The 23125-nt window shown below is 54.0% G+C and carries 14 protein-coding genes; 6 read left to right on the forward strand and 8 right to left on the reverse strand.

Annotation, left to right across the window (positions count from 1 at the left end):
- The first annotated feature begins 3 nt into the window (after positions 1-3).
- Both IPM52_10110 and IPM52_10115 read left to right on the forward strand, forming a co-directional pair.
- Positions 4-1983, forward strand: a complete 1980-nt coding sequence (locus IPM52_10110; protein MBK9291965.1) for a TonB-dependent receptor — start codon at positions 4-6, stop codon at positions 1981-1983.
- Complete coding sequence (locus tag IPM52_10115; GenBank protein MBK9291966.1) at positions 1980-3041, forward strand: YncE family protein; 1062 nt, start codon at positions 1980-1982, stop codon at positions 3039-3041. The genes IPM52_10110 and IPM52_10115 overlap by 4 nt, the downstream gene beginning before the upstream one ends.
- 327 nt (positions 3042-3368) lie before the next feature.
- Here the strand turns inward: IPM52_10115 and IPM52_10120 are convergent, their stop codons facing one another.
- From IPM52_10120 to IPM52_10130, 3 genes are read right to left on the reverse strand one after another with little or no spacing between them, the layout of a single operon-like run.
- Positions 3369-4280, reverse strand: coding sequence for an IS3 family transposase (locus IPM52_10120; GenBank protein MBK9291967.1), 912 nt, complete (start codon positions 4278-4280; stop codon positions 3369-3371).
- 2 nt (positions 4281-4282) lie between these two features.
- Positions 4283-4432, reverse strand: coding sequence for a hypothetical protein (locus IPM52_10125; GenBank protein ID MBK9291968.1), 150 nt, complete (start codon positions 4430-4432; stop codon positions 4283-4285).
- Positions 4433-4461: 29 nt separating this feature from the next.
- Positions 4462-4617: a transposase gene (locus tag IPM52_10130; protein MBK9291969.1), complete on the reverse strand. Its 156-nt coding sequence runs from the start codon at positions 4615-4617 to the stop codon at positions 4462-4464.
- A gap of 763 nt (positions 4618-5380) precedes the next feature.
- On the opposite strand from IPM52_10130, the gene IPM52_10135 reads away from it, so the two are divergent.
- The gene (locus IPM52_10135) at positions 5381-6598 is read left to right on the forward strand and encodes an ATP-binding protein (protein ID MBK9291970.1); all 1218 of its coding nucleotides are present in this window, start codon (positions 5381-5383) and stop codon (positions 6596-6598) included.
- Between the two features lie 967 nt (positions 6599-7565).
- Here the strand turns inward: IPM52_10135 and IPM52_10140 are convergent.
- The 4 genes from IPM52_10140 to IPM52_10155 all read right to left on the reverse strand — a co-directional run bounded on the left by IPM52_10140 (position 7566) and on the right by IPM52_10155 (position 15745).
- Positions 7566-10865: a CotH kinase family protein gene (locus IPM52_10140; GenBank protein ID MBK9291971.1), complete on the reverse strand. Its 3300-nt coding sequence runs from the start codon at positions 10863-10865 to the stop codon at positions 7566-7568.
- A 105-nt stretch (positions 10866-10970) separates the two neighbouring features.
- A complete protein-coding gene (locus IPM52_10145) occupies positions 10971-11366 on the reverse strand; it encodes an acyl-CoA thioesterase (GenBank protein ID MBK9291972.1) in 396 nt (131 codons plus the stop codon).
- Between the two features lie 455 nt (positions 11367-11821).
- Positions 11822-14077: a S46 family peptidase gene (locus tag IPM52_10150; protein MBK9291973.1), complete on the reverse strand. Its 2256-nt coding sequence runs from the start codon at positions 14075-14077 to the stop codon at positions 11822-11824.
- Between the two features lie 30 nt (positions 14078-14107).
- Complete coding sequence (locus IPM52_10155; GenBank protein ID MBK9291974.1) at positions 14108-15745, reverse strand: Zn-dependent hydrolase; 1638 nt, start codon at positions 15743-15745, stop codon at positions 14108-14110.
- Positions 15746-16230: 485 nt separating this feature from the next.
- Between IPM52_10155 and IPM52_10160 the strand changes: the two genes are divergently transcribed.
- From IPM52_10160 to IPM52_10170, 3 genes are all read left to right on the forward strand, one after another.
- Positions 16231-17016 carry a DUF2202 domain-containing protein gene (locus IPM52_10160; GenBank protein ID MBK9291975.1) on the forward strand — a complete coding sequence of 262 codons (786 nt, stop codon included), beginning with the start codon at positions 16231-16233 and terminating at the stop codon, positions 17014-17016.
- Positions 17017-17160: 144 nt separating this feature from the next.
- Complete coding sequence (locus IPM52_10165; protein MBK9291976.1) at positions 17161-19749, forward strand: T9SS type A sorting domain-containing protein; 2589 nt, start codon at positions 17161-17163, stop codon at positions 19747-19749.
- 17 nt (positions 19750-19766) lie between these two features.
- Positions 19767-19934 (forward strand): hypothetical protein, encoded by a 168-nt coding sequence (locus tag IPM52_10170; protein MBK9291977.1) that lies wholly within the window; start codon positions 19767-19769, stop codon positions 19932-19934.
- Positions 19935-21138: 1204 nt separating this feature from the next.
- On the opposite strand, the gene IPM52_10175 is transcribed toward IPM52_10170, so the two are convergent.
- Positions 21139-22932, reverse strand: coding sequence for a 1-deoxy-D-xylulose-5-phosphate synthase (locus IPM52_10175; protein MBK9291978.1), 1794 nt, complete (start codon positions 22930-22932; stop codon positions 21139-21141).
- Positions 22933-23125 lie beyond the last annotated feature (193 nt).

Raw genomic sequence — 23125 nt, forward strand, 5'->3', positions numbered from 1 at the left:
CCAATGCGCCGCTCAACGCTGATCATGTTGTTTTTCCACCTCCTGCTGGCAATGGCTGTGGCCAGGGCGCAGCAGCCCGATACGCTTTCGTTGCAGGAGGTGGAGGTCAGCGGCCAACGGATACGGACAACGCAAGGCAGCATCCCTGTGCAACGCCTCGACGCCCTGCAGCTGCAACACCTCTCAGGAAACAGCGTTGCTGATGCGATCCGACATTTTGCAGGCGTCCACGTCAAAGACTATGGCGGCATCGGCGGCCTGAAAACCATACAAGTACGCAGTCTGGGCGCGCAACATACGGGAGTGTTTGTGGATGGCGTGCCCATGACCGATGCCGCCACCGGACAAATCGACCTGGGCAGGCTGCTCATCGACCTGGCCGACGACCTCAGCCTGACCACTGGTGGCAGCGTGGAGCTTTTCCAGCCTGCCCGCTGGTACAGCCAGGCTTCGGCCCTGGCGCTGCAAACCATCAGCCCCGACTTTGCGCACCAACACAGCAAAGCACGTGCTGGCCTGCGGATCGGCTCGTTCGGATTGATCCAGCCTTTTGCCATGGCCGACATCCGGGTGTCGGCACACAGCCGCGCACAGCTGGCCGGGCGATACCTCAAAGCCCATGGCACCTATCCCTTCCTGATCCGAAACGGACAGCAAAACGATGAATGGGCCACACGCAGCAATGCCGACGTTCACAACCCCGGCCTCCAGGCCAAAGTCATCCACCAGAACGGACGCCATACCCTCGACTATGGCGCTATCTTCGACCACAACAACAGAGGGCTGCCCGGCGCCGTCACCTTCTACAACCCTCAGGCCTCGCAACGCCTCGCGAACACCGACCTCAGCCAGCACATCCGCTGGAATGCCCGCACCGGCAGCTGGCGCCAACAGCTCCTGCTCCGTCATGCCCTCATGCACCTGCACTACGAAGACCCCGACTTCCTGAATGCCCAGGGTCATCTGGAACAAAACTACCGGCAGCAGGAATACTACCTCTCGCATACCATCGGAACCGAACGCGGTGCGTATCGTTTTGTGGCAGCCAACGACCTCACCCTCAATACCCTCGACGCAAAACACCTCACGCTCGATCCCCGCCGTTTCAGCTGGCACCAGCTTGTGGCGGCCGGCTGGCAAAACAGCCGCTGGGAAAGCACAGCCCACCTGCTCTGGCTCCACGCCTTCGAACTCGAAAGCGCCTCCGGCAACCCAATAAGCCACCATCCGCTCAGTCCGGGGTTCAGCCTGGCCTGGCGCACAGCCGCACATTCCACCTCGAAAATCCGCTTCGTAACTAAAGAAGCCTTCCGCCTGCCCGGCTTTAACGACCTGTACTACAACATTGTGGGCAATCCAGTGCTTAAACCCGAAAAAGCTACCATGTTCAGCCTGGGATGGGCAGCTGAGGCCCACCGGCAAGACCATCATTTTCGCTGGCAACTCGACGTGTTTCACCATCAGCTGCGAGACAAAATCATCGCCATCCCCACCAAAAACCTCTTCGTGTGGTCGATGCGAAACCTGGGCAAAGTATCGGCCTCAGGTGCCGAAATGAGCCTGAACATGAACTCAAAGCTGTCAGGCCAATGGCAACTGAACCAGCATCTTAGCTACACTTTTCAGCGCGCTGTTGACCGCAGCTCGCCCGAAAGTCCGGCCTATGGCCATCAGATCCAGTACATGCCCCTACATGCCCTCAACTGGTTCGGCCAGGCATCGCATGCCAACGGGATGTGGGTTGCCCTGAACGCCTACTTCAACAGCAAACGCTACTACCTCCCTGAAAATACGACATCGAACCAGCTGCCGGCCTGGACTACCCTCGATCTGAGCCTGGGCAGTTCGATCCACAAGCTTGGCCTGCCGGCACAGGTCAAAGCCGAGGTCAGCAACCTGCTGAATGCTCAGTATGAGGTCATCCGGAGCTTCCCCATGCCCGGGCGTGCATTCCACCTCACCCTAACGGCACATATCGAATGAGAAATTTCGCCATCCTGTGCACTGCTGCCGCACTGTGCTTTGCCGCCTGCCGGAAAGAACAGCAACCACACCATCCGCCGGCTCCTGCCGCCAAAGGCCTCTATGTGCTCAACGAAGGCCTGTTCAACATGAACAACAGCTCCCTCACCCTGTACGACCTGGAGACCGGCATCGCTCAAACCGACTTTTTCGAACTGACAAACGGCCGGAAATTGGGCGACACAGGCAACGACATGGGCACATACGGCAGCAAACTTTATATCGTAACCACAGGCTCGAGTCAGCTTGAGGTGCTCGACAAAAAAACCGGCAAATCGGTAGCGCAGGTGCCCCTGTTCGAAGGCTCGCGTGCACGCCAGCCCCGCGCACTGGCCTTCCACAACGGATACGTCTTTGTGGCTTGCTTCGATGGCAAAGTGCTTGCCCTCGATACCCTGCAATTTGAACTGAAATACCTCGGACAGGCAGGACAAAATCCGGATGGTATGGTGCTGGCAAACCACAAGCTGTATGTCTCCAATTCCGGTGGACTGAACTTTCCGGCTTACGACAGTACCGTTTCGGTATTCGACCCGCAAACCCTCACCGAGCTCCGGCGCATCACAGTGGGCACCAATCCCGGTGCCATAGCCGCCGACGCCTATGGCGATGTGTACGTGGTGAGCCGCGGCAACTACAGCAACATCCCTTCGGGAATCACCGTCATCGACAGCCAAACCGACCTTCCCAAACTACGCCTCAACACCGAAGCCCTTCAGCTCTATGTGTTTGGCGACACCGCCTGGATCACTTGGATAGATTATGCCGGAAGCATGCAATCGCGCATTGCCCTGATGGATGTGCGCAGCAAACATATTGTCAACCCGCAATTTATCACCGATGGCACACAGCCCGAAACGGTGTACGGACTGCATGTGGACCGCAGCCGGGGATGGGTGTTTGTGGCCGATGCCCGTTCGTTTATCCACACCGGTCAGGTGCATGTGTACAATTTGTCAGGAAAACGACAGCTGAGTTTCACCACCGGCATGAACCCCTCCCGCATGATCAGCTGGTAAAACCACCTGCCCCCCCTCGCCCCGTCACCCCGTCACCCGTCACCCCGTCACCCCGTCACCCTTTCGCCCCCTCGCCATGTCTCGTCCTAAAAAAAGTTGACACTTTTTTGATGACTCGCCTGACACAAATTTACATTTTGTTTTTAGTCCTAAATCCGCTTAACGATTTTAATTTTGCATTGCCGATGAAAGCGGAAGTGAGCAATGCTGAGGAGCAACTCACCAGGAAATAAGTCGGTGGCTGACGAAGTAATTCGTTTATGAAGCCGGGTAGCAATATCCGGCTTTTCGTTGAATTACTTTAGAAGCCCCAATGCCTCAAAAAACCTAAACCTCTTCCATATCCACTTGCTTTTGTTTAGGTTGATAATAGTTCTTCCACAAGCGTTTTGGCATTGTACCATTGTTGAGGGAATGAGCCTCAAAAGGCGTTAGGTTGCCTATGCTGCTGTGTGGGCGAAGATGGTTGTAGGTGCTGATGGCAATAGCTACCGCTTCTTGAGCATGTGCAAAGGATTGGGAGCTTTCTTCCAGCAATTCTGTTTTCAGTATGCCGTTTACCCTTTCGGCAATGGCGTTTTGCAGCGGGTCGCCATTCTCAGTCATGGATATTTTGATGCGGTTTTTTTTCAGTATTTCCACATACTCATGGCAGCAGTATTGCACGCCTCTATCGCTGTGGTGGATTAAACCTTTGGTGTTTGGATTGTTTTTCAGTGCCTGTTTCAGTGCCAAAGTAGTGCCTTTTGCCGATAGGGTTTTATGAAGGCAAAATCCCACAATCTTTCGACTGAAGGCATCTGTAATCAAGCTCAGATAGCCAAAGCCATCGCCAATAACAATGTAGGTGATATCACACACCCACAGTTGGTTGGCAGCAATGGGAATGAACTCTTTTATCAGGTTGGGATACTTTCGGTAAGGGTGGTCGCTATCAGTGGTTTTGGCTTTCCTTCTGCGAACGCGAACCAGCAAACCATACTCCCGCAACACATCAAAGAAGGCATCTCTGCCCATACTGATGGTGTGTTGCTGGAGGAAACTGTCCATCATACCAAAGAGTTTCCTGCCTCCAATTCGCTTTTGCAGCTTTCGGTGGCGAAGCACTTCCTGCACAATCAGTTCCGCTTGAAACGCCTCTTTTTCCTGTTGTTTTTGGTACTGATAATAGGCTTGCCTGCTGTAACCAAGCAATGAGCAACACAAACCGGTTACCCGGTCAGGCTCCTGCTGCTCCACTTTCAAGACTGCTTGGTGCCATGCTTTTTTCGCAGGTCAATGCCGTATTGCTCCTTGCCAATATCCACCAACGCCTCCAACAGCTTGTTGTAAAGCCTTGCCTGCCGCAGTTCATGCTGCAATAGCTTTACCTCCTTAGGTAAATCCTCCATAGGCTTTACATCCGCTTGTTTGGACGGCTTCAGAGATTGGTGCCCTTGCCCTTAAAATCCTGAACCCATTGATGTATGATTTGGAAACTGATGCCATACTTGGCTTGCAAATGGCGGTAAGTGCCACCGCCCGACAGGTAATCTGCTATTACCCGTTCCTTTAATTTTTGATCGTACTTTTTCATCTTTTCTTGTCCTAATTTAAGTTGATTTTTTGTCAACCTATTTCAGGACGAGACACCAAGTCTCCCCTTCGCCAAGTCTCCCCTTCGCCAAGTCGCCCCGTCACCAAGTCACCCCTCTCCCCGTCGCCCAGTCTCCCCCTCGCCCCGTCTCCCCCTCGCCACCCGCCACCCGTAACTCGCACATCCCAAATCTATCTATCCTCAACAATTGAACACAGATAACACAGATCAAGCTGATTCACGCTGTTTCTTATCTGCGTCTATCTGTTCAATCTGCGTCATCACTGTTCTATCCTCAACAATGGAACGCTATTACACAGATCAAGCTGATTCACGCTGTTTCTTATCTGCGTCTATCTGCTCAATCAGCGTCCTCAGTGTTCCATCCTAAATATTGGAACGCTGATAACACTGATCAGGCTGATTCACGCTGTTTCTTATCTGCGTCTATCTGTTCAATCAGCGTCCTCAGTGTTCCATCCTAAATATTGGAACGCTGATAACACTGATCAGGCTGATTTTCACGGATACAACCAACGATAACCAACGACAACAATGACAACTACCGTCAACTTCCCGCCACCCGCCACTCGCCACCCGTAACAAACTACCCGTAACCCGCCACTCGCCCCCCGTAACCCCTTGAATCTTTGAATCCCCCTGCCCACTGTCATTTCCTATATCAGTGTTATTTTTAGGGTTGTAGGCATAAAAACATTTCAGAAATGTGTTATATTTGTGGTTACAACCATAAAAAATGCCGATGATAAAAAGAGATTTATATCTTAACCAACTCCGCGAATTCATTGATAAACCCCTTATCAAAGTCATCACGGGCATAAGGCGCTGCGGAAAATCGGCCATGCTGCTGATGCTCAAGGATGAGTTGATGGGCCGGGGTGTGGATGACGAAAACATTATCCACATAAATTTCGAAAGCTTCAATTATGCCGACCTGCACGAAGCTGACAAATTATATGCACACATAAAATCAAAAATCACCAATAGGCGGCCTTATTATGTGTTGCTTGATGAAATACAGGAAGTAAAAGGTTGGGAAAGAGCGGTGGATGCATTACTGGTCGATTTTCATGCCGACATCTATATCACAGGATCAAACGCTCATCTGCTATCCTCTGAACTAGCTACTTACCTGGCCGGAAGATATGTTGAAATTCAAATATACACCTTGTCTTTTTCAGAATATCTCCGGTTCCGGGGCTGGCAGAAAAAGGATGACGCTGTTGCCCTGAGGGCTGAGTTTTCAAAATTTTTGCGCATGGGTGGTTTTCCGGTTATTCACATTGCCGATTATTCCACCGATTCTGCTTACAGGATAATTTACGACATCTACTCTTCGGCCATTTTGCGCGATACCGTACAAAGGCACAACATTCGTGATGTGGAACTGCTCGAAAGAGTGGTCAGGTTTGTGTTTGATAATGTGGGCAATAAGTTCTCTGCAAAGAATGTGGCCGATTATTTCAAGAGCCAGCAGCGGAAAATAGATCTTAATACGGTGTACAACTACCTGAATGCGCTCGAAAGTGCCTTTATTATCTACAAAGTGCCCCGTTACGACGTGAAAGGCCGTGAAATCCTGAAGACCTTCGAGAAGTATTTTGTGGGAGATCAGTCGTTGCTTTACGCTTTAATGGGCTACAGGGACCGATGGATTTCGGGAGTGCTCGAAAACATCGTATTGCTGGAACTTAAAAGAAGGGGATACCGGGTCTTCGTTGGCAAGGCAGACGATAAGGAAATTGACTTTGTAGCAGAAAAACAAGAAAGAAAAGTATATGTGCAGGTAACCTGGAAAATGACTGAGCAAAGTACCATCGACCGTGAGTTTGCCCCCCTGAGAAACCTGCGCGACCATCACCCCAAATATGTGGTTAGCATGGACGAAAACTGGACCGATAATATCGACGGCATACAACATATGCACATTGCCGATTTTTTGCTCCTGGATAACTTGTAAAACACTTGCTCCTGGCCAGGCCAGGGGGACATCATCAGCATAATAACATCGCCAAATAACCAAATAAGCCAATTGTGCCAGGCAATGGCGATGCACCAACATTCGATCCGGATACCACAAATAACTCATCCAGGGATGCGTAAGTTTGAGGTACTAAGTTTGAGGTACATTGTGTTGTAAAACAGATAGATATATTTACAAATTAACCACGACAACCACCGACAACTATGACAACTCCCACTACTACGACACCCCCCGTAACCCGCAACTCGCTACCAGTAACCCCTTGAATCTTTCTATCCTATAATAAATGGAACGCAGATGACACTGATTTGGCTGATTTGCACTGTTTTTAATCTGTGACCATCTGCTCAATCAGCGTCCTCAGTGTTCCATCCTAAATATTGGAACGCTGATAACACAGATCAAGCTGATTCACGCTGTTTCTTATCTGTGACCATCTGCTCAATCAGCGTCCTCAGTGTTCCATCCTAAATATTGGAACGCTGATAACACAGATCAAGCTGATTCACGCTGTTTCTTATCTGTGACCATCTGCTCAATCAGCGTCCTCAGTGTTCCATCCTAAATATTGGAACGCTGATAACACTGATCAGGCTGATTTTCACGGATACAACCAACGATAACCAACGACAAAAACGACAACTACCGTCAACTTCCCGTAACCCGTAACTCGCTTCCCGTAACTCGCTTCCCGCAACCCAGAACCCATTCTCTCCCCCTCTCCATGTCTCCCCCTCGCCAAGTCTCCCCTTCGCCCCCTCGCCCCGTCTCCCCCTCTCCAAGTCGCCCCCTCTCCAAGTCGCCCCCTCGCCCCCTCTCCAAGTCGCCCCCTCTCCAAGTCGCCCCCTCACCAAGTCGCCCCGTCTCCCCCTCTCCCCCTCGCCAAGTCACCCCGTCACCCGTCACTCCGTCACCCGTCACCCCGTCACCCAAACCCCTCCATTCATCGCGTCAAGCTCAGCTTGAGCGTACGGTTTGTCCTGTCGCCTGCAATCCGCACGTAATACATGCCGGGCCGGACATCGTCCACAGCCAACGTAAGCTGATGGCCTCCTGAATGGAAAAGTTTTTCGTAAAAGCGCTTTACCAACCGGCCGCCTGCATCATACAGGGCAATGCTGAGCTTTTGATTTTCAGCAATATTCAGTTGCAAATTTGTGGCATTTGTGGCAGGATTGGGCCACAAACGCGCTTCAACTGACGGCATAGTGTTTTCTGAAGTGCTCAGGTTCAGTGCGTTCACCTCAATATCGTCGAGCCGGAGCATATCGCGGCTGCCGTCGCTGGCGTTGATCTGCTGACCGGTGTAATAGTACTTCCATCTGAGCTGCACATAGGCTTGGTTGTCGGCCTGGGGTGGCAGGGTAACGGGTGCAAACACCTGTGTATGGCCTGCTGTAGCCGACCGCTGGTATTCCACTGGTTCGCCGCCAGCTCCGGGCACATCGACGAAAGGCTGGTCGAGGCTGGTGCGGTATTGCAGCCTGATGGCATAGACCCGCGAATTAGGGAGGACTGTACCACCTGTCCATCCTACCGTGATGCCATGCAACCCCCTGGTATCCAGGGCCAGCACCACAGCCCCAAGGTCACGCCCGCGTCCGGTATTGATCAGCGAGATGCCCTGGTCGCCCAGTCCGTTGAGGCGCGTACGCCGGGTAAGGCGGTATGGAAAACCAATGCTGCCGGCATCATCGCCATGCATTTCCGAAGGAGGCACATGGTATGGATGTGTCATCGGATCGTTGAGGCCGGGGTCGTTTTTGCTGCTTTGCTGAAACACCATATGTGGCGGATAAGTGCGCTCGGGCTGGTTGGCATCCCAGTAACCAAAACGATATGGCCCGTTGGCCAGACGATAAGCCACAGGGTTGAGCGAGTCGCCCTGAAAGTCGTTGCTGGGTTCGAACAAGGCTTCCACCTGCGCATGACCAGTCAAACTGAGGGTGGTGTGCTCGGCTATGCCCGAAGCAGCGCCTGCCCAGCCCACAAAGCGGTAACCCGGCGCAGCCTGCGCGCGCAGGCAGAGCGGAATGCCAGGAAAATACCAGCCTGACCAGCCATCAGAAGACGTGGCAGTGTTTACCAGCACTTTTCCGGCCTCCGGCGGATTTATCCTGATCGTCAGCTTTACCGGTTCCTGCAGTTGAAACTGACTTTTCAGGTGCTGCCTCACATAAGCGGGCCGCTGGCGGGCAAAGTTGCGCATCACCTGGATGTTGTTGTTCCACTCGTTCAGGCTGCCTGGTCTGCGCCAGCGGTTGACGTGCTCCTGCATATAAGGCGAAAGCAGGGCCTGCAGCGAATCGAGCTGCCGCTCCACACTGGCTTCGCTCAGATCGGTGTTGAGCAGGTCGCAGAAACGGTGAATAAACTGATTTTTAAACTCCTCATTCTGAACAAGCCTGCGAAAAATCATCGTGGACCAGGGCGGATTGGGCCAGGCCGGACCATTGGAGGCAAGTGCAAAAGCCAGCGTATTATGCGCCGGCCCCATGCCCACCCCGGGCACATAGTTGAAAGGCAGGCCAAACCCGAAGTCCATGTCGAGCAGCATCCATCGCCATAGCCCGTCGCGACCGTTCAGGGCATTGGGGTCGTAGCTGCCCCGGTTGTAACGCCAGTATAAGGTGTTGTTTCCCGGCCAGTCGGTATTCATTGCAAAGATGTGGGCAATCTGAAAATCAATGAAACTCTCCACATCCATCATGCCTTTCACCGGCTGATAATACACATTCTGCGCCATGTTGTTCTGGCTGATGTAGCCGCGCATATAGTTGTAGGGCACCACCCCCGCCGTGCTGCCGTATTTGTGCTCCGAGTTGTTTTCCATCATGGTCATCTCGTGCTCCTGGATGCCGTATTTCGTGTAGATGTAATGCTCGTCGTAACGGTCGCGCAGGTTGTGAATACCCCAGTATTCGCCATTAATAAACAGGATGGCCGGGCGATAGTCCTGACGATCCACCTTCATATTGCGCATCAGCCCCTGCAGAAAACCATCGCGAAAGGTGGCAAAATCCCAGTCGTTGCCCCCGTTGCGAAGCAAAAAACGCTTGTATTGGTTGATGTTTTTCCACGGAAACAGCCGATGCGTGATCCAGCTGCTGCCGTATTCGCTTTTGGCAATGATGCGCAGGCTCTTACGCGGCCGGCTGCGGGTGGTGTTGCCGTGAATGCGGATGCCGATGTTTTCCGAAAACACCGGCTGACCGTCCTGCTCAAACATGCTCAGGTTGGCCGGACGTTCCCATTCCGGACCATCCTGAAAGTAATTGTTATGGTTGCCGTACACATAGATGCCGGTCTCGGCATCGAACAGGTTTTCAAAATCGGTAGCCAGCGAAAACACCGGCAGACGGTAGCGCTGGGCACCCGCCGGATCGACGATGTATGTAAATGTGCGTTCCGGACCGGGAGGGGCATCGGGATGCAAGGCCCTGGCACGTATCACATTGATCTTGAACACCTGACCTGCCGGTGGCTGCCAGCCTTCATAATAAGGTGGCCCGGGATCGGGATTGTTGTTGGTCGGAATCATCGAAATGCCATTGGGCAAAGAGGTGCGGTTGAATACCGGGATAGGTGCGGAATATGTTGGGCTGCCGGCACGGGGTATGGCCCCGTCAGTGGTGTAAACAATCTGTGCTCCGGCCTGGGTATGACTAAGCTGCAAATCGAAAGCCGTGGTGTAATAGCCCGGTGTGTGCGAGGCCTCCACCTGACCAAGCAGCAGGGTGTAGGCAGGCGTGGTGTTGGCTGCACCCGGACTGGCTGGCTGAAAGTAGCGCAACTGCAGCGGTTCATCCACAAGGCGGCCCCACGAAACATCGCGTTGCAATGCCACCGGCCCCAGGCTATCAACGGTTTGACCCAGCTGGTTTTTCAGGATGATGGGCTCGCCCTCAGCGCTGATGCTGAAATTCGTATGCAGAGGCTGCCCCGCTGTTGGACGGTCTTTCCCCGAGGCATACACCACCAGATATTCCCCAGGCCCAAGGATCACTGCCGGAAAACGCCAGCGAAAAGGCTGCTGCGGATCGTCGCTCAATCCGTAATTGAACAGATTAACTGCCTCATTGCCATGATTGTATAGCTCAATCCAATCGGGGTAATCCCCATCCTCGTCGGCCAATGCAACGGCATTCGACGACATGATTTCGTTCAGTCGGACCTGCTGGGCATGCAGCATTGGGCCAACAAACCAGCAGGTCATCAGCAAAAAGGCGGTGTAATATCTCATAATAGGCGTGATGACAAGTGTAAAGATACGGCAATGCCGGTAGATGGCAGGAAAATGTATAAGCTAAAGGCGGATAGGGGAGGGGCAAAGGTTTGCAGGGCGCTATCAGGCCGGTTTTCCGAAAAGCTCGTCGATCACTGCTGGCAAAAACGGCCTGCCCTGGGCATTGATGGAAGTGCCTATAACTTTGGCTTCAACCACAGGTTTGCGGTCGGGCAGCCTGACAATGCGCTGATGAAAAGCAAACCGCAGGGGTGAGATGCGGCTGATGCTGCATTGCACCTCGAACACCTCTCCGCTGCGCAGAGGATGCTGATAGTCAATTTCTATCCGTTTCACTACCAACAGGATACCCTCGGCCGTGAGCCTGGCAAAGCTCAGCCCCTGCGACAGCAGAAACTCATGCCGCGCATGCTCCAGATAGTGCTGATATACAGCGTTGTTCACTATCCCCTGCATATCGCATTCGTAATCCCGCACCTTGAGCTCAATGGCAAACATCGTCAACACTTTAACCCCGCAAAGGTAAAGCTTTCACTCCCACACCCTCCCCACAGCTCCCACTTTCACCCACACAACACCCCCCTCTCCCCGTCTCCCCCTCTCCCCGTCTCCCCGTCTACCCCTCTCCAAGTCGCCCCGTCTACCCCTCTCCAAGTCGCCCCTTCGCCCCCTCGCCCCGTCCCCCCCTCTCCCTATCTCCCCGTCTCCCCGTCGCCAAGTCTCCCCGTCGCCAAGTCTCCCCGTCGCCAAGTCTCCCCGTCTCCCCCTCGCCAAGTCCCCCCCTCGCCCCATCTCCCCGTCTCCCGTAACCCGCAACTCGTAACCCCTTGAATCTTTGAATCCTTGAATCATGAATCTTTGAATCCCTCCTTCCCGCTACCCGCCACCCGCAACTCAAAAAAAAAATCCGGCCGCTTCTCAGCGCCGGATTTTTTTCTTGACACAAGTCATTCTCAGTATGCCTCCACACGCACTGGCTTTGGTTCCGATTTGCGGATGTCGAGCTCATCAATCAGGTTGGTGGCTCCGGCATAGCGGTCAATCACAAACAACACATAGCGGATATCAACGCTGATGGTGCGCTGCAAGTCGGTCTCGAATGCAATGTCGCCGCTCATGGCTTCCCAGTTGCCGTCGAAAGCAATGCCGATGAGTTCGCCCTTGCCGTTGATCACCGGACTTCCCGAATTGCCTCCTGTGATGTCGTTGGTGCTGATAAAGCAGGTCACCAGGGTGCCGTTGTCGCCATACGGACCAAAGTCGAGGGTCTGGATCAGCGATTTCAGCTTTTCGGGCACGATAAACTCATCGTTCGAGGGGTCTTCTTTTTCGAGTATGCCTTTGTGGGTGGTGATGTAGTTGTAGTGCACTGCATCGGCAGGGTAGTAGTCTTTCACGCTGCCGTAGGTAAACCTCAGGGTGCTGTTGGCATCGGGGTAAAAGGCACGCTGGGGCTGCATTTCGCGCAATCCGGCCATCCACAGCCGGCGGGCATTGCCAATGGATGCCTGTGCCTGACGGAATGGGCCGGCCACTTCCATCATCTTGCTGCTAAAACCATCGGCCAGCTGGAGGGCCGGATCGTTTTGCAAGGTCTTCAGGCTGGGTTTGTTCAGCAAGGCTTCCACCTTTTCGGGTGAACTGAGCATCGATCGGGCAAACACATCGGCTGCAGCCGCTGCATAATTGCCGTTGTGCCTTTTCATCAGGTTGCGGAAGGCTTCGGGTTGTGCACCGGGTTCTACGTTATTGCTGTAGGCCTCGAGCATATATTGCAGCACAAGCTGGTCGGCCGGAGCATGATAATTTTTGAAATGGCCCTCGATGGCGCCGCGCAGGCTTTCGATGGTTTTCTTCACCTGTTCTTCGCGTTCTTTGCGCATTTTGTCGGCCATGGCTTTGTCTTTGGGCAGATCGGCTTTGGCAATGGGCTTAAGCAGTTCGCGCAGCTGGACAAAGGATGAAGCGAAGCCGATGATTTCGGCCCCACCGGCTCCGGCAAAGTTGTTGTACAACATGGGTTGGATGGTTTGGCCCATGGCCAGGTAGCCGGCCTCGAGTTCTGCCAGCACCTTGCCATATTTTTCGGTCAATGCCTCATCCGAGCTCACCCATTCGCTGAATTGCAGCTCTTCGGCCTGTTTGCGGCCCATGATGTTAAGCTTTTTCAGCCCGCGGGTCTGGCCGATGAGGTATTTCCAGGTGTTGGCCACCTGGGCATATTTGCTGGCATATTTGATGCGCACGGCCGGATCGGCATCCATGTATTGTTTCCAGGCTTCGAGGCGCTTGCCAAACAGGTCGATAATCACCGGGTATTGTTTCCCGAGGTTGAAGTTCACCCCAAAGCTTGTCAGGTAGCGGTCGGTGCTCCCCGGAAAACCCCAGATCATCGAAAAGTCGCCGTTTTGCACTCCGTCGAGGCTGATGGGCAGGTGGTGTTTGGGCTTGAGCGGTACATTGTCCTTGCTGTAGTCGGCGGGCGAGCCGTCGGGGGCGGTGTAAATACGCAATACGGCAAAGTCGCCGGTGTGGCGGGGCCACATCCAGTTGTCGGTATCGCCGCCGAATTTACCAATGGCCGATGGGGGAGCACCTACCAGACGCACATCGCGATACACCTGATAGATAAACAGATAGAACTCGTTGCCTTCGAAAAAGCTCTTTACCACCACATGGTATTTTCCTTCGGGATTAAAGCTTTTGCGCAGCTCGGAGGTCTTTTTACGGATGGCTGCTCCACGCTCATCCGGGCTCATTTTATCATTAAGCACCGCCATCACCGAGTCGGTAACGTCGGCCATGCTGATCAGGATTGAAGCCGTCAGGCCTTCGTTGGGAAGTTCTTCGGCAAAGCTCTTTGCCCAAAAACCATTGGTCAGGTAGTCGTTTTCAACCGAGCTGTGCTTTTGGATAAGGTCGTAGGCGCAGTGATGGTTGGTGAACACAAGGCCTTGCGACGAAACAATTTCGCCGGTGCAGAAATATCCGTTGGGTGTTGGGCTGTTCGAAAGGCCCACGATGGCATCCTTCAGGCTGGCGTTATTTACGCTGTAGATCTCTTCGGGGGTGAGCCTGAGACCCATTTTTTGCATCTCGGCATGGTTGAGGCGCTTCACAAACATGGGCAGCCACATGCCTTCGTCGGCCCTGACGCCCTGCATCAGCCCTGCAAACAGCAGGAAAAACAATACTATTCTTTTCATTATTGGGTGTTTGAGGTAATCTGTAATAAAAGTTTATTTCAGGCCGAGCATATGGGGTCCCATCTCGAAATAGATGTCCACCGGAATGCCTTTGGCGGTAATGCGTCCCAGGTCGGCTTTCAGCTGGTCTTTGATTACGCCGTCGGTGGTCACCCAGTTTTTCACCATTTCGTAGTCGCCGTCGCCCTGGGCCTTCAGGATCATGCCCGTTAGCTTCTTGCTGGCTTCCATCATCTTGTCGAGGTTAATGGCATAGGTGCCGTCGTCCTTGCGTGTGAAAGCGCCTTCGTTGAGGAAGAAGCTGAAGGTCATCATATTGGCCTTGCCATGGGCGCTTGCAGCACCAAAGCGCACCGAGCGGAAGATGCCGGCCATGAAGGTGACGTAGTTGTCCATGATTTCGGTGTCGGTGTATTCGCCCATTTCGTGGAGCTTGGTCACCAGATAAAGACCGAGGATATCGGCTTTGGCTTCTTCCAGGGGCGAATACATCTCTTTCAGGGCTTTGCGTACGGTGCCTTGTCCGTTGATGGTGTTCTTGATGCCCATGCCATGGGCTACTTCATGAAACATCACATTGCTGAAGAAGGCGTCGAAGGCGATGTGTTCGCGCTGTTCGGGAGCGATGAGCTCTTCGGCAATAGGCACAAGAATCTTGTCGAACTTGGCCTTCATGGTATTTTTCAGCTGCAGCTTGCGGGTGCCTTTGCTCAGGTGTACGCGCTCGTCATTGGGCAGGTTGATGGCAATAGTCTTGCTGGCCATATTGCAGTCGCCGGCATAAAAAACGGCGTCGTAGGCGTTGAGGTCGGCATCCGAGCCCGGCACTTCCTGTTTATACACTTCATCCACTGGCAGTTGTTTCTGAAGTTCCGGCAGGAATTGTGCATAACGCGAGAGGCGATCGCTCCATTTGTGGTCTTTGATCAGGATGAAGGCTTCGTGAGCCGCTTTGTAACCAAACAAGCCGTCGAGGTAATTTTCGATAGGGCCGATCACCATATCCACATTGTTGTTGCGCATATCCATCCAGGCCATATCGCTTTCCAGATAGTCGTCGGTGCGCAGGGCTTTGGCGCGCAGACGCAGGTAGTTGGCAAAACCTTCGTCGGCAGCCAGGGCAGCAGCCTGCTCGAGCAAGGCAGCGGCTTTTTCGGTCTGCTCAGCGTAGGCTTCGTGATACCATACTGCTTTCAGTGCACCGTTTTCGTCGCGGCGGATCAGGGTATAGAGGCTGGTTTTGTTGGGGTCGCTGAAGGCTTCAAACTCCTCCTTGGTCATATCGGCCGGGTAATATTGTGCTCCGGCGGGCTTTGGTCCATAGCCTTCGATGAAGGGCTTCTGGTTGTCGAGCTGATCCCATGGGCCGTAATTGATTTCGGCAAAGAGGCGCAGGCGCGGTTCGGTGATGGTGGACAAAAATTCTTCTTTCGGGCCGATGTTTTGTGTCCAGAAAATATCGTCCATAATTTTTGCGGCTTCGAAAAGCAGCACCAGCATCTGTTTTTCATTGTCGCTCAGATGACTGATGTCGGAGGTGAGCTCCACCTTGGCGTACTTGTTCACCAATTGGTCCATCGGATCGGGGGTTTGTTGCTTTTGCGGAGCACCGCACGAAACGGCCATCAAGGCCAGTGCACCGGCAAAGAATGTGGTTTTCAATGCTTTCATATTACTTAGTTTCTGAGGCAAAAATAAACCTAAGTTTTCATTTGTTGTTAATTGCCAAACAATAGGTAGGGGAGAGGTTATTTACGGCTTATGGGTTTTTTGTTGCGGGAAACGCCGCGTCTGTCAGGCAGCTTGATTTCATTGTTAGTTACGTTGTTATTGTTGTAGGTTTTCTGAGAAGGATCAGTAGGGTTAGTTCGCGCGATGGAATCGCGCCTTAGCCCGAGATGACCAACCCCTCAACATCCGCAAAATCAATCAATTTTGAATCTTGAATCTTTGAATTTTGAATTCCCAGCCCCCGTAACCCGCCTCCCGTAACCCGTAACAAGACTCTTTCCCAATCTTTGAATCTTGAATCTTTGAATTTTGAATTCTTTAATCCCGTCCATCATCCAAAAATTTCAGACAACAAACAAAAGATTGTGTAACACCTCTTGCGCAGCACCAGAATACTTTTGTCCAGACCTTAAAATTGTCAAGTCATGAAAACAAAATCCATCCTGTTGCTTTTCACCATGATCGTGATGCTTGCCTCATGCAACAAAAAAGCCGAATCGTCCGACGAAGGCCTCAATGGCGTAAACCTCAAGTCGGCCAGCTACGTTCAGGGTATCGAACCTGGTGAATCGCCTGCCACCCAAGGCGTGATCAACAATTGCATCGACGCCTGCATCAGCTCCCTTCCCAACGAGCCGCTCAGCCAGGCCGAGATCGACGCCATCACCTTCGTACGCGAAGAAGAATACCTTGCCCGCGATGTGTACAATGTACTGTATCAGCGTTGGCACATCCCCATTTTCCGCAACATCGCCAAAAGCGAAGATGTCCATACTTATGCCATTAAGGCGCTGATTACCAAATATAACCTGCCCGATCCTGGTGCCGATCATCAACCCGGCGTATTTGTCAACACCCAGATTCAGCAGTTGTATGACCAGCTCACTGAACTTGGCCTAAGCAGCCTCAACAACGCCTTCATCGTTGGCGCTACCATCGAAGACGTGGACATTGCCGACCTGATGAACCACCTGGCCAACGACCTCGACAACCAGGACGCTACCTATGTCTTCAACCAGCTCAATAAAGGCTCGCGCAACCACCTGCGCGCTTTTGCCGCCCAGATGCGTTTCCGCAACATCAGCTACACCCCGCAATACATTAGCCAGGAGCTGTACAACCAGATCACCAACAGCAACTGGGAAACCGGCAACGGATTCTGCCTCTGCCAGACCAATGTCAGCCAGTCCAAGGCCGACCCCCTCAACTGAAAACTTTTTCGTTAATAGGTTTATTGGTTATTGCTTGTTCGAAACCGGCCAATGCGGCCGGTTTTTCTTTTTAGCTGCATGCGATAACCCACCGTGAATCCTTCAAAAAACGTATGTTTGCGACTTACGATGCATTGTAACCGAATGAAAAAGCCAGTTGTCGCACTCATAATCGTTTTGCTTGCCAGCGTCTCGATGTTTTTCCTGCTTCGCGATAAAGCCGGTACAACACTTCAGGGCCCGCTGTTTCCTGAAAAGCTCGAAGCCAAAGAACCAAAAAAAGAACCCAACGACTGGCTCGGAAAGCAAAAGGTTTTCCCGCACGGACGCTTCAGCCAGGAGTATTACCTCGAAGGCTTGCGTCAGGCGCAGGCTCTGCACCAAAGCTCGCCTTTGCGTCAGGTGGCATGGGAGCCTGCCGGCCCTTACAACATCGGCGGCCGAATCACCGACATAGAAATCCATGCCTCACAACCCGAAACCATATACGTTGGCGCAGCTTCGGGCGGTATCTTCAAAAGCACCGACAACGGCCAGAGCTGGCAACACCTTTTTCAGCAGCAACCGGTCATCTCCATTGGCGATCTGGCCATCGACCCGGCTAATCCTCAAATCGTCTGGGCCGGCACGGGCGAAGCCAATTCGTCGAGCTTCAGCTTTGTGGGCAATGGCATCTATAAATCCATCGACGGCGGCGAAACCTGGCAGCACAAAGGCCTTGAGCAATCGGCCTATATCGGCCGCATCGTCGTTGACCACAGCAACAGCCAGCGCATTTTCGTGGCAGCTTTAGGCAACCTTTTCAGCCCCAATCAGATGCGTGGCATCTACCGTAGCATTGATGGAGGCGACAACTGGCAGCGCGTGCTCTTTGTAAGCGACTCCACCTCGGGCGTGGACATCGTGCAACACCCCACCAACCCCGACATCCTCTACGCCTCCATGTGGGAACGCATGCGCGGACTCACCTACCGGCGGTCCCATGGTCCCACCTCAGGTATCTATAAGAGCACCGACGGTGGCCAAAACTGGGTGAGACTGACCAACGGCCTGCCCACAGGCGACACCCCCGGACGCATCGGCCTGGCCATCGGACGCAACAACCCCGAAATCGTCTATGCCTTTATCGATCAGCTTATTAACGGTCAGTATGTGGCAAGCGTTTACCGCAGCATCAACGGCGGAGAAAGCTGGTCGCGCACCAACGACGCAGTTGTAGCCGGAATGAACAGCAACTTTGGCTGGTATTTCGGGCAAATACGCACCGACCCGCGCAACGACAACCGGTTCTGGATACTCGGCGTCGACCTCTACCGTAGCGACAACGGCGGCCAAACCTTCACCCAACTGGCCGGATATTACAACATCAACGACATTTACGTTGACCATCACGCACTGTGGATTCATCCCGTTTCAGGACTGATGTGGCATGGCAACGACGGTGGCCTCTACCGCTCAGCCGATCTCGGGGCGTCGTGGACTAAAATAAACAAGCTGCCACTCACCCAGTTCTATACCATCGAGGTGGATTACCTCAACCCCCAACGCCTTTACGGCGGCACTCAGGACAACAATACCGTGCGCACCTGGACCGGCGCCAACGACAACTGGGACCGCATCCTTGGCGGCGACGGCTTTTACACGCTTGTGGACTACACCAATTCCAACACCATTTACGCCGAATCGCAATGGGGTAACCTTTACCGCAGCGACAACGGCGGCCTGAGCTTCAGCTGGATAGGCTCCAACTGGTCGGGCGAACGCACCAACTGGTCATCGCCCCTTATCATGCATCCCACTGATCCTCAAACACTTTATTTCGGCACACACCGCGTCTGGAAAACAACCAACAAAGGCCAGTCGTGGCAGGCCGTGAGCGCCGACCTCACCCGTCAACTGGCCTCCAGTGGCTTCAGTACCATCAGCACCTTAGCCATCTCGCGCCTTAACCCCAACCTGGTGCTGGCCGGCACCGACGACGGCCGCGTGCACCTGAGCACCAGCGGCGGACTGTTCTGGACCGAAATCACGGCCGGCCTGCCCCTGCGCTGGATCACCCGCCTGGCTTTCGACCCCTTCGAAGTGAACACCATCTACGCCACCGTCTCAGGCTTCCGATGGGATGAGCCTCATCCTTACGTATTTAAGTCAACAAACCTAGGCCAGACCTGGACGCCCATTCAGGGCAACCTGCCCCTGTTGCCCGTCAACGTCATCGTCCCCGATCCGCAACGCGAAGGCTGGCTGTATGTGGGCACTGATGCAGGCATCTTCTACACCGAAAACGTCGGCCAGCAATGGCAAAGCCTCATGGAAGGCATGCCCATGGTGCCTGTAACCGACCTCAAAATTCATATGCCCACCTATACCCTGGTGGCCGGCACCTACGGCAACTCGGCTTACAGGCTTAACCTCAGCCAGATTACCTCGCTTAATGATATTGCTCATAAAGCCTCAAACCAATTCGATATCAAGCTCTTCCCAAATCCTGCCAGCAGGAACACCACACCCAGCCTGAGCCTCGAAGTGCAAGCAGCACATCCGGTGCATCTGCATCTCATCAACAATCAGGGACAACTTGTTTACCAGACCCGGATAATCCCCACGGCCACCGGCAGCCAGGTTTTCAGGCTCGAAGATCTGACCACCGCCAATCTCCCAGCCGGCACTTACCTTCTTCAGACAAGGCAAGCCAGCCATACCGCCACCACCAGGCTCATCCTCACCCCCTGACAAGCCCTTGCAACCTTATGCAATTAAAACATACTTGCCAGTCCCGGATAATCCCCACGGCCACCGGCAGCCAGGTTTTCAGGCTCGAAGATCTGACCACCGCCAATCTCCCATCCGGCACTTACCTTCTTCAGGCAAGGCAAGCCAGCCATACCGCCACCACCAGGCTCATCCTCACCCCCTGACAAGCCCTTGCATCCCGGTGCAGTTAACAAACACTTGCCAGTCCATCCAATCCCTCGCCTCATCGCCCATTCTCCCCGTCACCCGTCACCCCTTCACCCGTCGCCCCGTCACCCCGTCACCCCCTCTCCAAGTCGCCCCCCTCTCCCCGTCGCCCCCTCTCCCCCTCGCCAAGTCTCCCCCTCTCCCCGTCGCCCTTTCGCCCCCTCGCCAAGTCGCCCCCTCTCCCCCTCGCCAAGTCTCCCCCTCGCCAAGTCGCCCCCTCGCCCCCTCGCCAAGTCTCCCCCGCCAAGTCCCCCCCTCTCCCCGTCGCCCCCTCTCCCCCTCGCCAAGTCTCCCCCTCTCCCCGTCGCCCTTTCGCCCCTTCGCCAAGTCTCCCCCTCTCCCCCTCTCCAAGTCTCCCCCTCACCCTTCGAATCCTTCCATCCACAACAATAGAACGCTGATCCCGTCTAAGGCCGGGACACGGTGACACTGATCAGACTGATTCACGCTGTTTCTTATCCGTGACCATCAGTTCAATCTGCGTCATCAGTGTTCCATCCTCAAAAACAGAATACACTTTACACTGATCAAGCTGATTTTAGCGGATACAACCATGACAACCACCAAAAACAATGACAACCCTCTCCTGACTTATTTGTATCCCAAAACCAGCGCCTTTTTTTCATGTTCTTTTGCTGGCCCAAAAGAACCAAAAGGCCTTGGGCGAACGAAGCTAGCTCCCCGCTCTGCATCAAGGGCGCAAATCTAAGTGAGGAGTGCATTACAGCATGCCATTGTTCATCCTTCAACTTTCATTGAGCAGGAGCATAATGCTTTACTAAAACTTTTTCCTCGCATGCTGTAACGCAAACAGCCCGCGCTGGGGCGCGTGCTGCCTCACAAGATTTGCTGCCCTTGCTGCATTCACTCCGGGCGCTTCCCGCCGTTCGCCCTTCCTCCCCGCCCAACCCGGATAAAGTGTCAAGTGTTTCTTTTTGAGTGCTTTAAATACATCCCATCTTCGACAAAAAATTATATTACACAAATTCGGAAACCATCAAGCAAATCCGAACTAAGATAACTACAACAACTAATACCACCTCCCATAACTCGTAACTCGTAACCCGATACCCGTCACCCCGTCTCCCCCTCACCCGTCACCCAGTCTCCAAGTCTCCCCCTCGCCCCCTCGCCAAGTCACCCCGTCTCCCCGTCGCCAAGTCACCCCCTCGCCAAGTCGCCCATTCCCCATACAGCCTCCGCAATTCCCGCTGCATCCAGCCCGCAATGCCTCAGCTGCTGTTCCACTTTTCCATGATGCACAAAGCTGTCCGGCATACCCAACCGTACCACCTTGTTGTTGCATCCATTGGCCGAGGCCCATTCCAGCACGGCGCTGCCCAGCCCGCCAGCCAGTACCCCGTCTTCAACCGTCAGGATGGACGCGTGATTAGCAAAAGCCTCCTTCAGCAGCGCTTCATCCAGAGGCTTGGCAAAGATGAGGTCGTAATGCGAAGGATATAGGCCTTTTTCGCCGAGCAGCTCCAGCGCCTGTTGCACCCTTTGTCCGGCAGCGCCCAGGCTCAGGATGGCTATCCTGTCCCCCTGGGTCAGCCTCCGGCCTTTGCCAATTTCGAGGCCTGTAGGCGGACTGTCCCATTCAGGACGTTCCACCGGACCGCGGGGATAACGTATGGTTATGGGACCGTCGCTATGGTGTTGCGCGCTGAACAGCAGGTTGCGCAGGCTTCCGGCATCCATGGGTGCAGCCAGGGTGAGGTTGGGGATGCTGCGCAAAAAGGCAAGGTCGAAAGCCCCCTGATGTGTTGCCCCATCTTCGCCCACCAGGCCTGCCCGGTCGATGCACAGCACCACAGGCAGTTTTTGCAGCGCAATGTCGTGAATCAGCTGATCCATAGCCCGTTGCAGAAAGGTGGAATACACCACACAATAGGGCAGCATGCCCCCTGCTGCCAGTCCGGCCGAAAAAGTCAGCGCATGTTGCTCGGCGATATCTACGTCGAACACCCTGTCGGGAAATTTTTCGGCGACCATGTTCACCGAGCTTCCGGTGGGCATGGCCGGGGTGATCACTGCGATGCGGGGGTTCATTGCGGCCAGCTCGGCCATGGTTTGCCCGAACACATGTTGCCAGAGCATGCGGTTGCCCATATGGGCCTGGTAGAGCTTGCCTGTGAGCCTGTCGAAGCGGCCCGGCGAATGAAACAACACCTGTTCCAGCTCAGCCTGCCCGAAGCCTTTGCCTTTGGTGGTTACCACATGCAGCAATTTTACTCCGGCCATCGCTTTGGCTTCCTGAAGTTTGCTGACCAACATTCCGGCATCATGTCCGTCGGCCAGCCCCAGGTGCGGTATCCCGAAGGCTTCGAACAGAGGGTGCTGTTCTCCGTAATCGCCCCGGCGCACCCTGCTCAGGTATTCGCGCAAAGCGCCTGAAGTTTTGTCGATGGAGATGTCGTTGTCGTTGAGCACGATGAGCAGGTTCACATCCTGCTTGCCTGCCTGGTTGAGCGCCTCGAAAAACATCCCTCCCGTCATGGCGCCATCGCCCACCACGGCAATGTGATGCCGCTGCATCTGACCCTGCATCCTTGCCGCATGGGCCAGACCCAGCGCAGCCGAAAGGGCAGTGGAGGCATGACCAGTGCCAAAGCAGTCATAGATACTCTCATCGCGCGAGGGGAAACCACTCAGACCTTCCCAGCGTCGCAGGCTGGCAAAGGCTTCCCTGCGCCCAGTGAGGATCTTGTGGGCATAAGCCTGATGGCCCACATCCCATACGATCTTGTCTTCCGGGGTGTCGAACACGTAGTGAAGCGCCACAGCAAGCTCCACTGCACCCAGCGAAGCCCCCAGATGACCGGCATTCACTGCCACCACATCCAGGATCAGGCTGCGTATCTCCTCCGCCAGCTTTGCCAGCTGCCCCACCTGCAATCCCTTCAGATCCGCCGGGGAATCTATCTTGTCCAGTAAACCATGCTTGCCGCTCATCTGAAAAATTTCGGCAAAATTATCTATTTAGCCGCGATAACCCCCGGCCTGTAAGTGGAATACGGATGTGTTACAGGTTATGTGTAACGGGTTATTCGGAAAACCGTAACCTCATCAGCGGCATCATCATTCCCGATCAACGACCCAAATCAACCGGTTCCTCTCTTCACACCAACAAAAACAATGACAAGCA

Source organism: Bacteroidota bacterium, from assembly GCA_016715945.1.
Lineage (GTDB): Bacteria > Bacteroidota > Bacteroidia > Bacteroidales > F082 > JALNZU01.

What these genes read in the sequence shown, in the direction of transcription:
- IPM52_10110 (MBK9291965.1), top strand. Translation starts at nt 4, where the DNA reads ATGCGCCGCTCAACGCTGATCATGTTGTTTTTCCACCTCCTGCTGGCA.
- IPM52_10115 (MBK9291966.1), top strand. Translation starts at nt 1,980, where the DNA reads ATGAGAAATTTCGCCATCCTGTGCACTGCTGCCGCACTGTGCTTTGCC.
- IPM52_10125 (MBK9291968.1), bottom strand. Translation starts at nt 4,432, where the DNA reads ATGGAGGATTTACCTAAGGAGGTAAAGCTATTGCAGCATGAACTGCGG.
- IPM52_10130 (MBK9291969.1), bottom strand. Translation starts at nt 4,617, where the DNA reads ATGAAAAAGTACGATCAAAAATTAAAGGAACGGGTAATAGCAGATTAC.
- IPM52_10135 (MBK9291970.1), top strand. Translation starts at nt 5,381, where the DNA reads ATGATAAAAAGAGATTTATATCTTAACCAACTCCGCGAATTCATTGAT.
- IPM52_10140 (MBK9291971.1), bottom strand. Translation starts at nt 10,865, where the DNA reads ATGAGATATTACACCGCCTTTTTGCTGATGACCTGCTGGTTTGTTGGC.
- IPM52_10145 (MBK9291972.1), bottom strand. Translation starts at nt 11,366, where the DNA reads ATGTTTGCCATTGAGCTCAAGGTGCGGGATTACGAATGCGATATGCAG.
- IPM52_10155 (MBK9291974.1), bottom strand. Translation starts at nt 15,745, where the DNA reads ATGAAAGCATTGAAAACCACATTCTTTGCCGGTGCACTGGCCTTGATG.
- IPM52_10160 (MBK9291975.1), top strand. Translation starts at nt 16,231, where the DNA reads ATGAAAACAAAATCCATCCTGTTGCTTTTCACCATGATCGTGATGCTT.
- IPM52_10165 (MBK9291976.1), top strand. Translation starts at nt 17,161, where the DNA reads ATGAAAAAGCCAGTTGTCGCACTCATAATCGTTTTGCTTGCCAGCGTC.
- IPM52_10170 (MBK9291977.1), top strand. Translation starts at nt 19,767, where the DNA reads ATGCAATTAAAACATACTTGCCAGTCCCGGATAATCCCCACGGCCACC.
- IPM52_10175 (MBK9291978.1), bottom strand. Translation starts at nt 22,932, where the DNA reads ATGAGCGGCAAGCATGGTTTACTGGACAAGATAGATTCCCCGGCGGAT.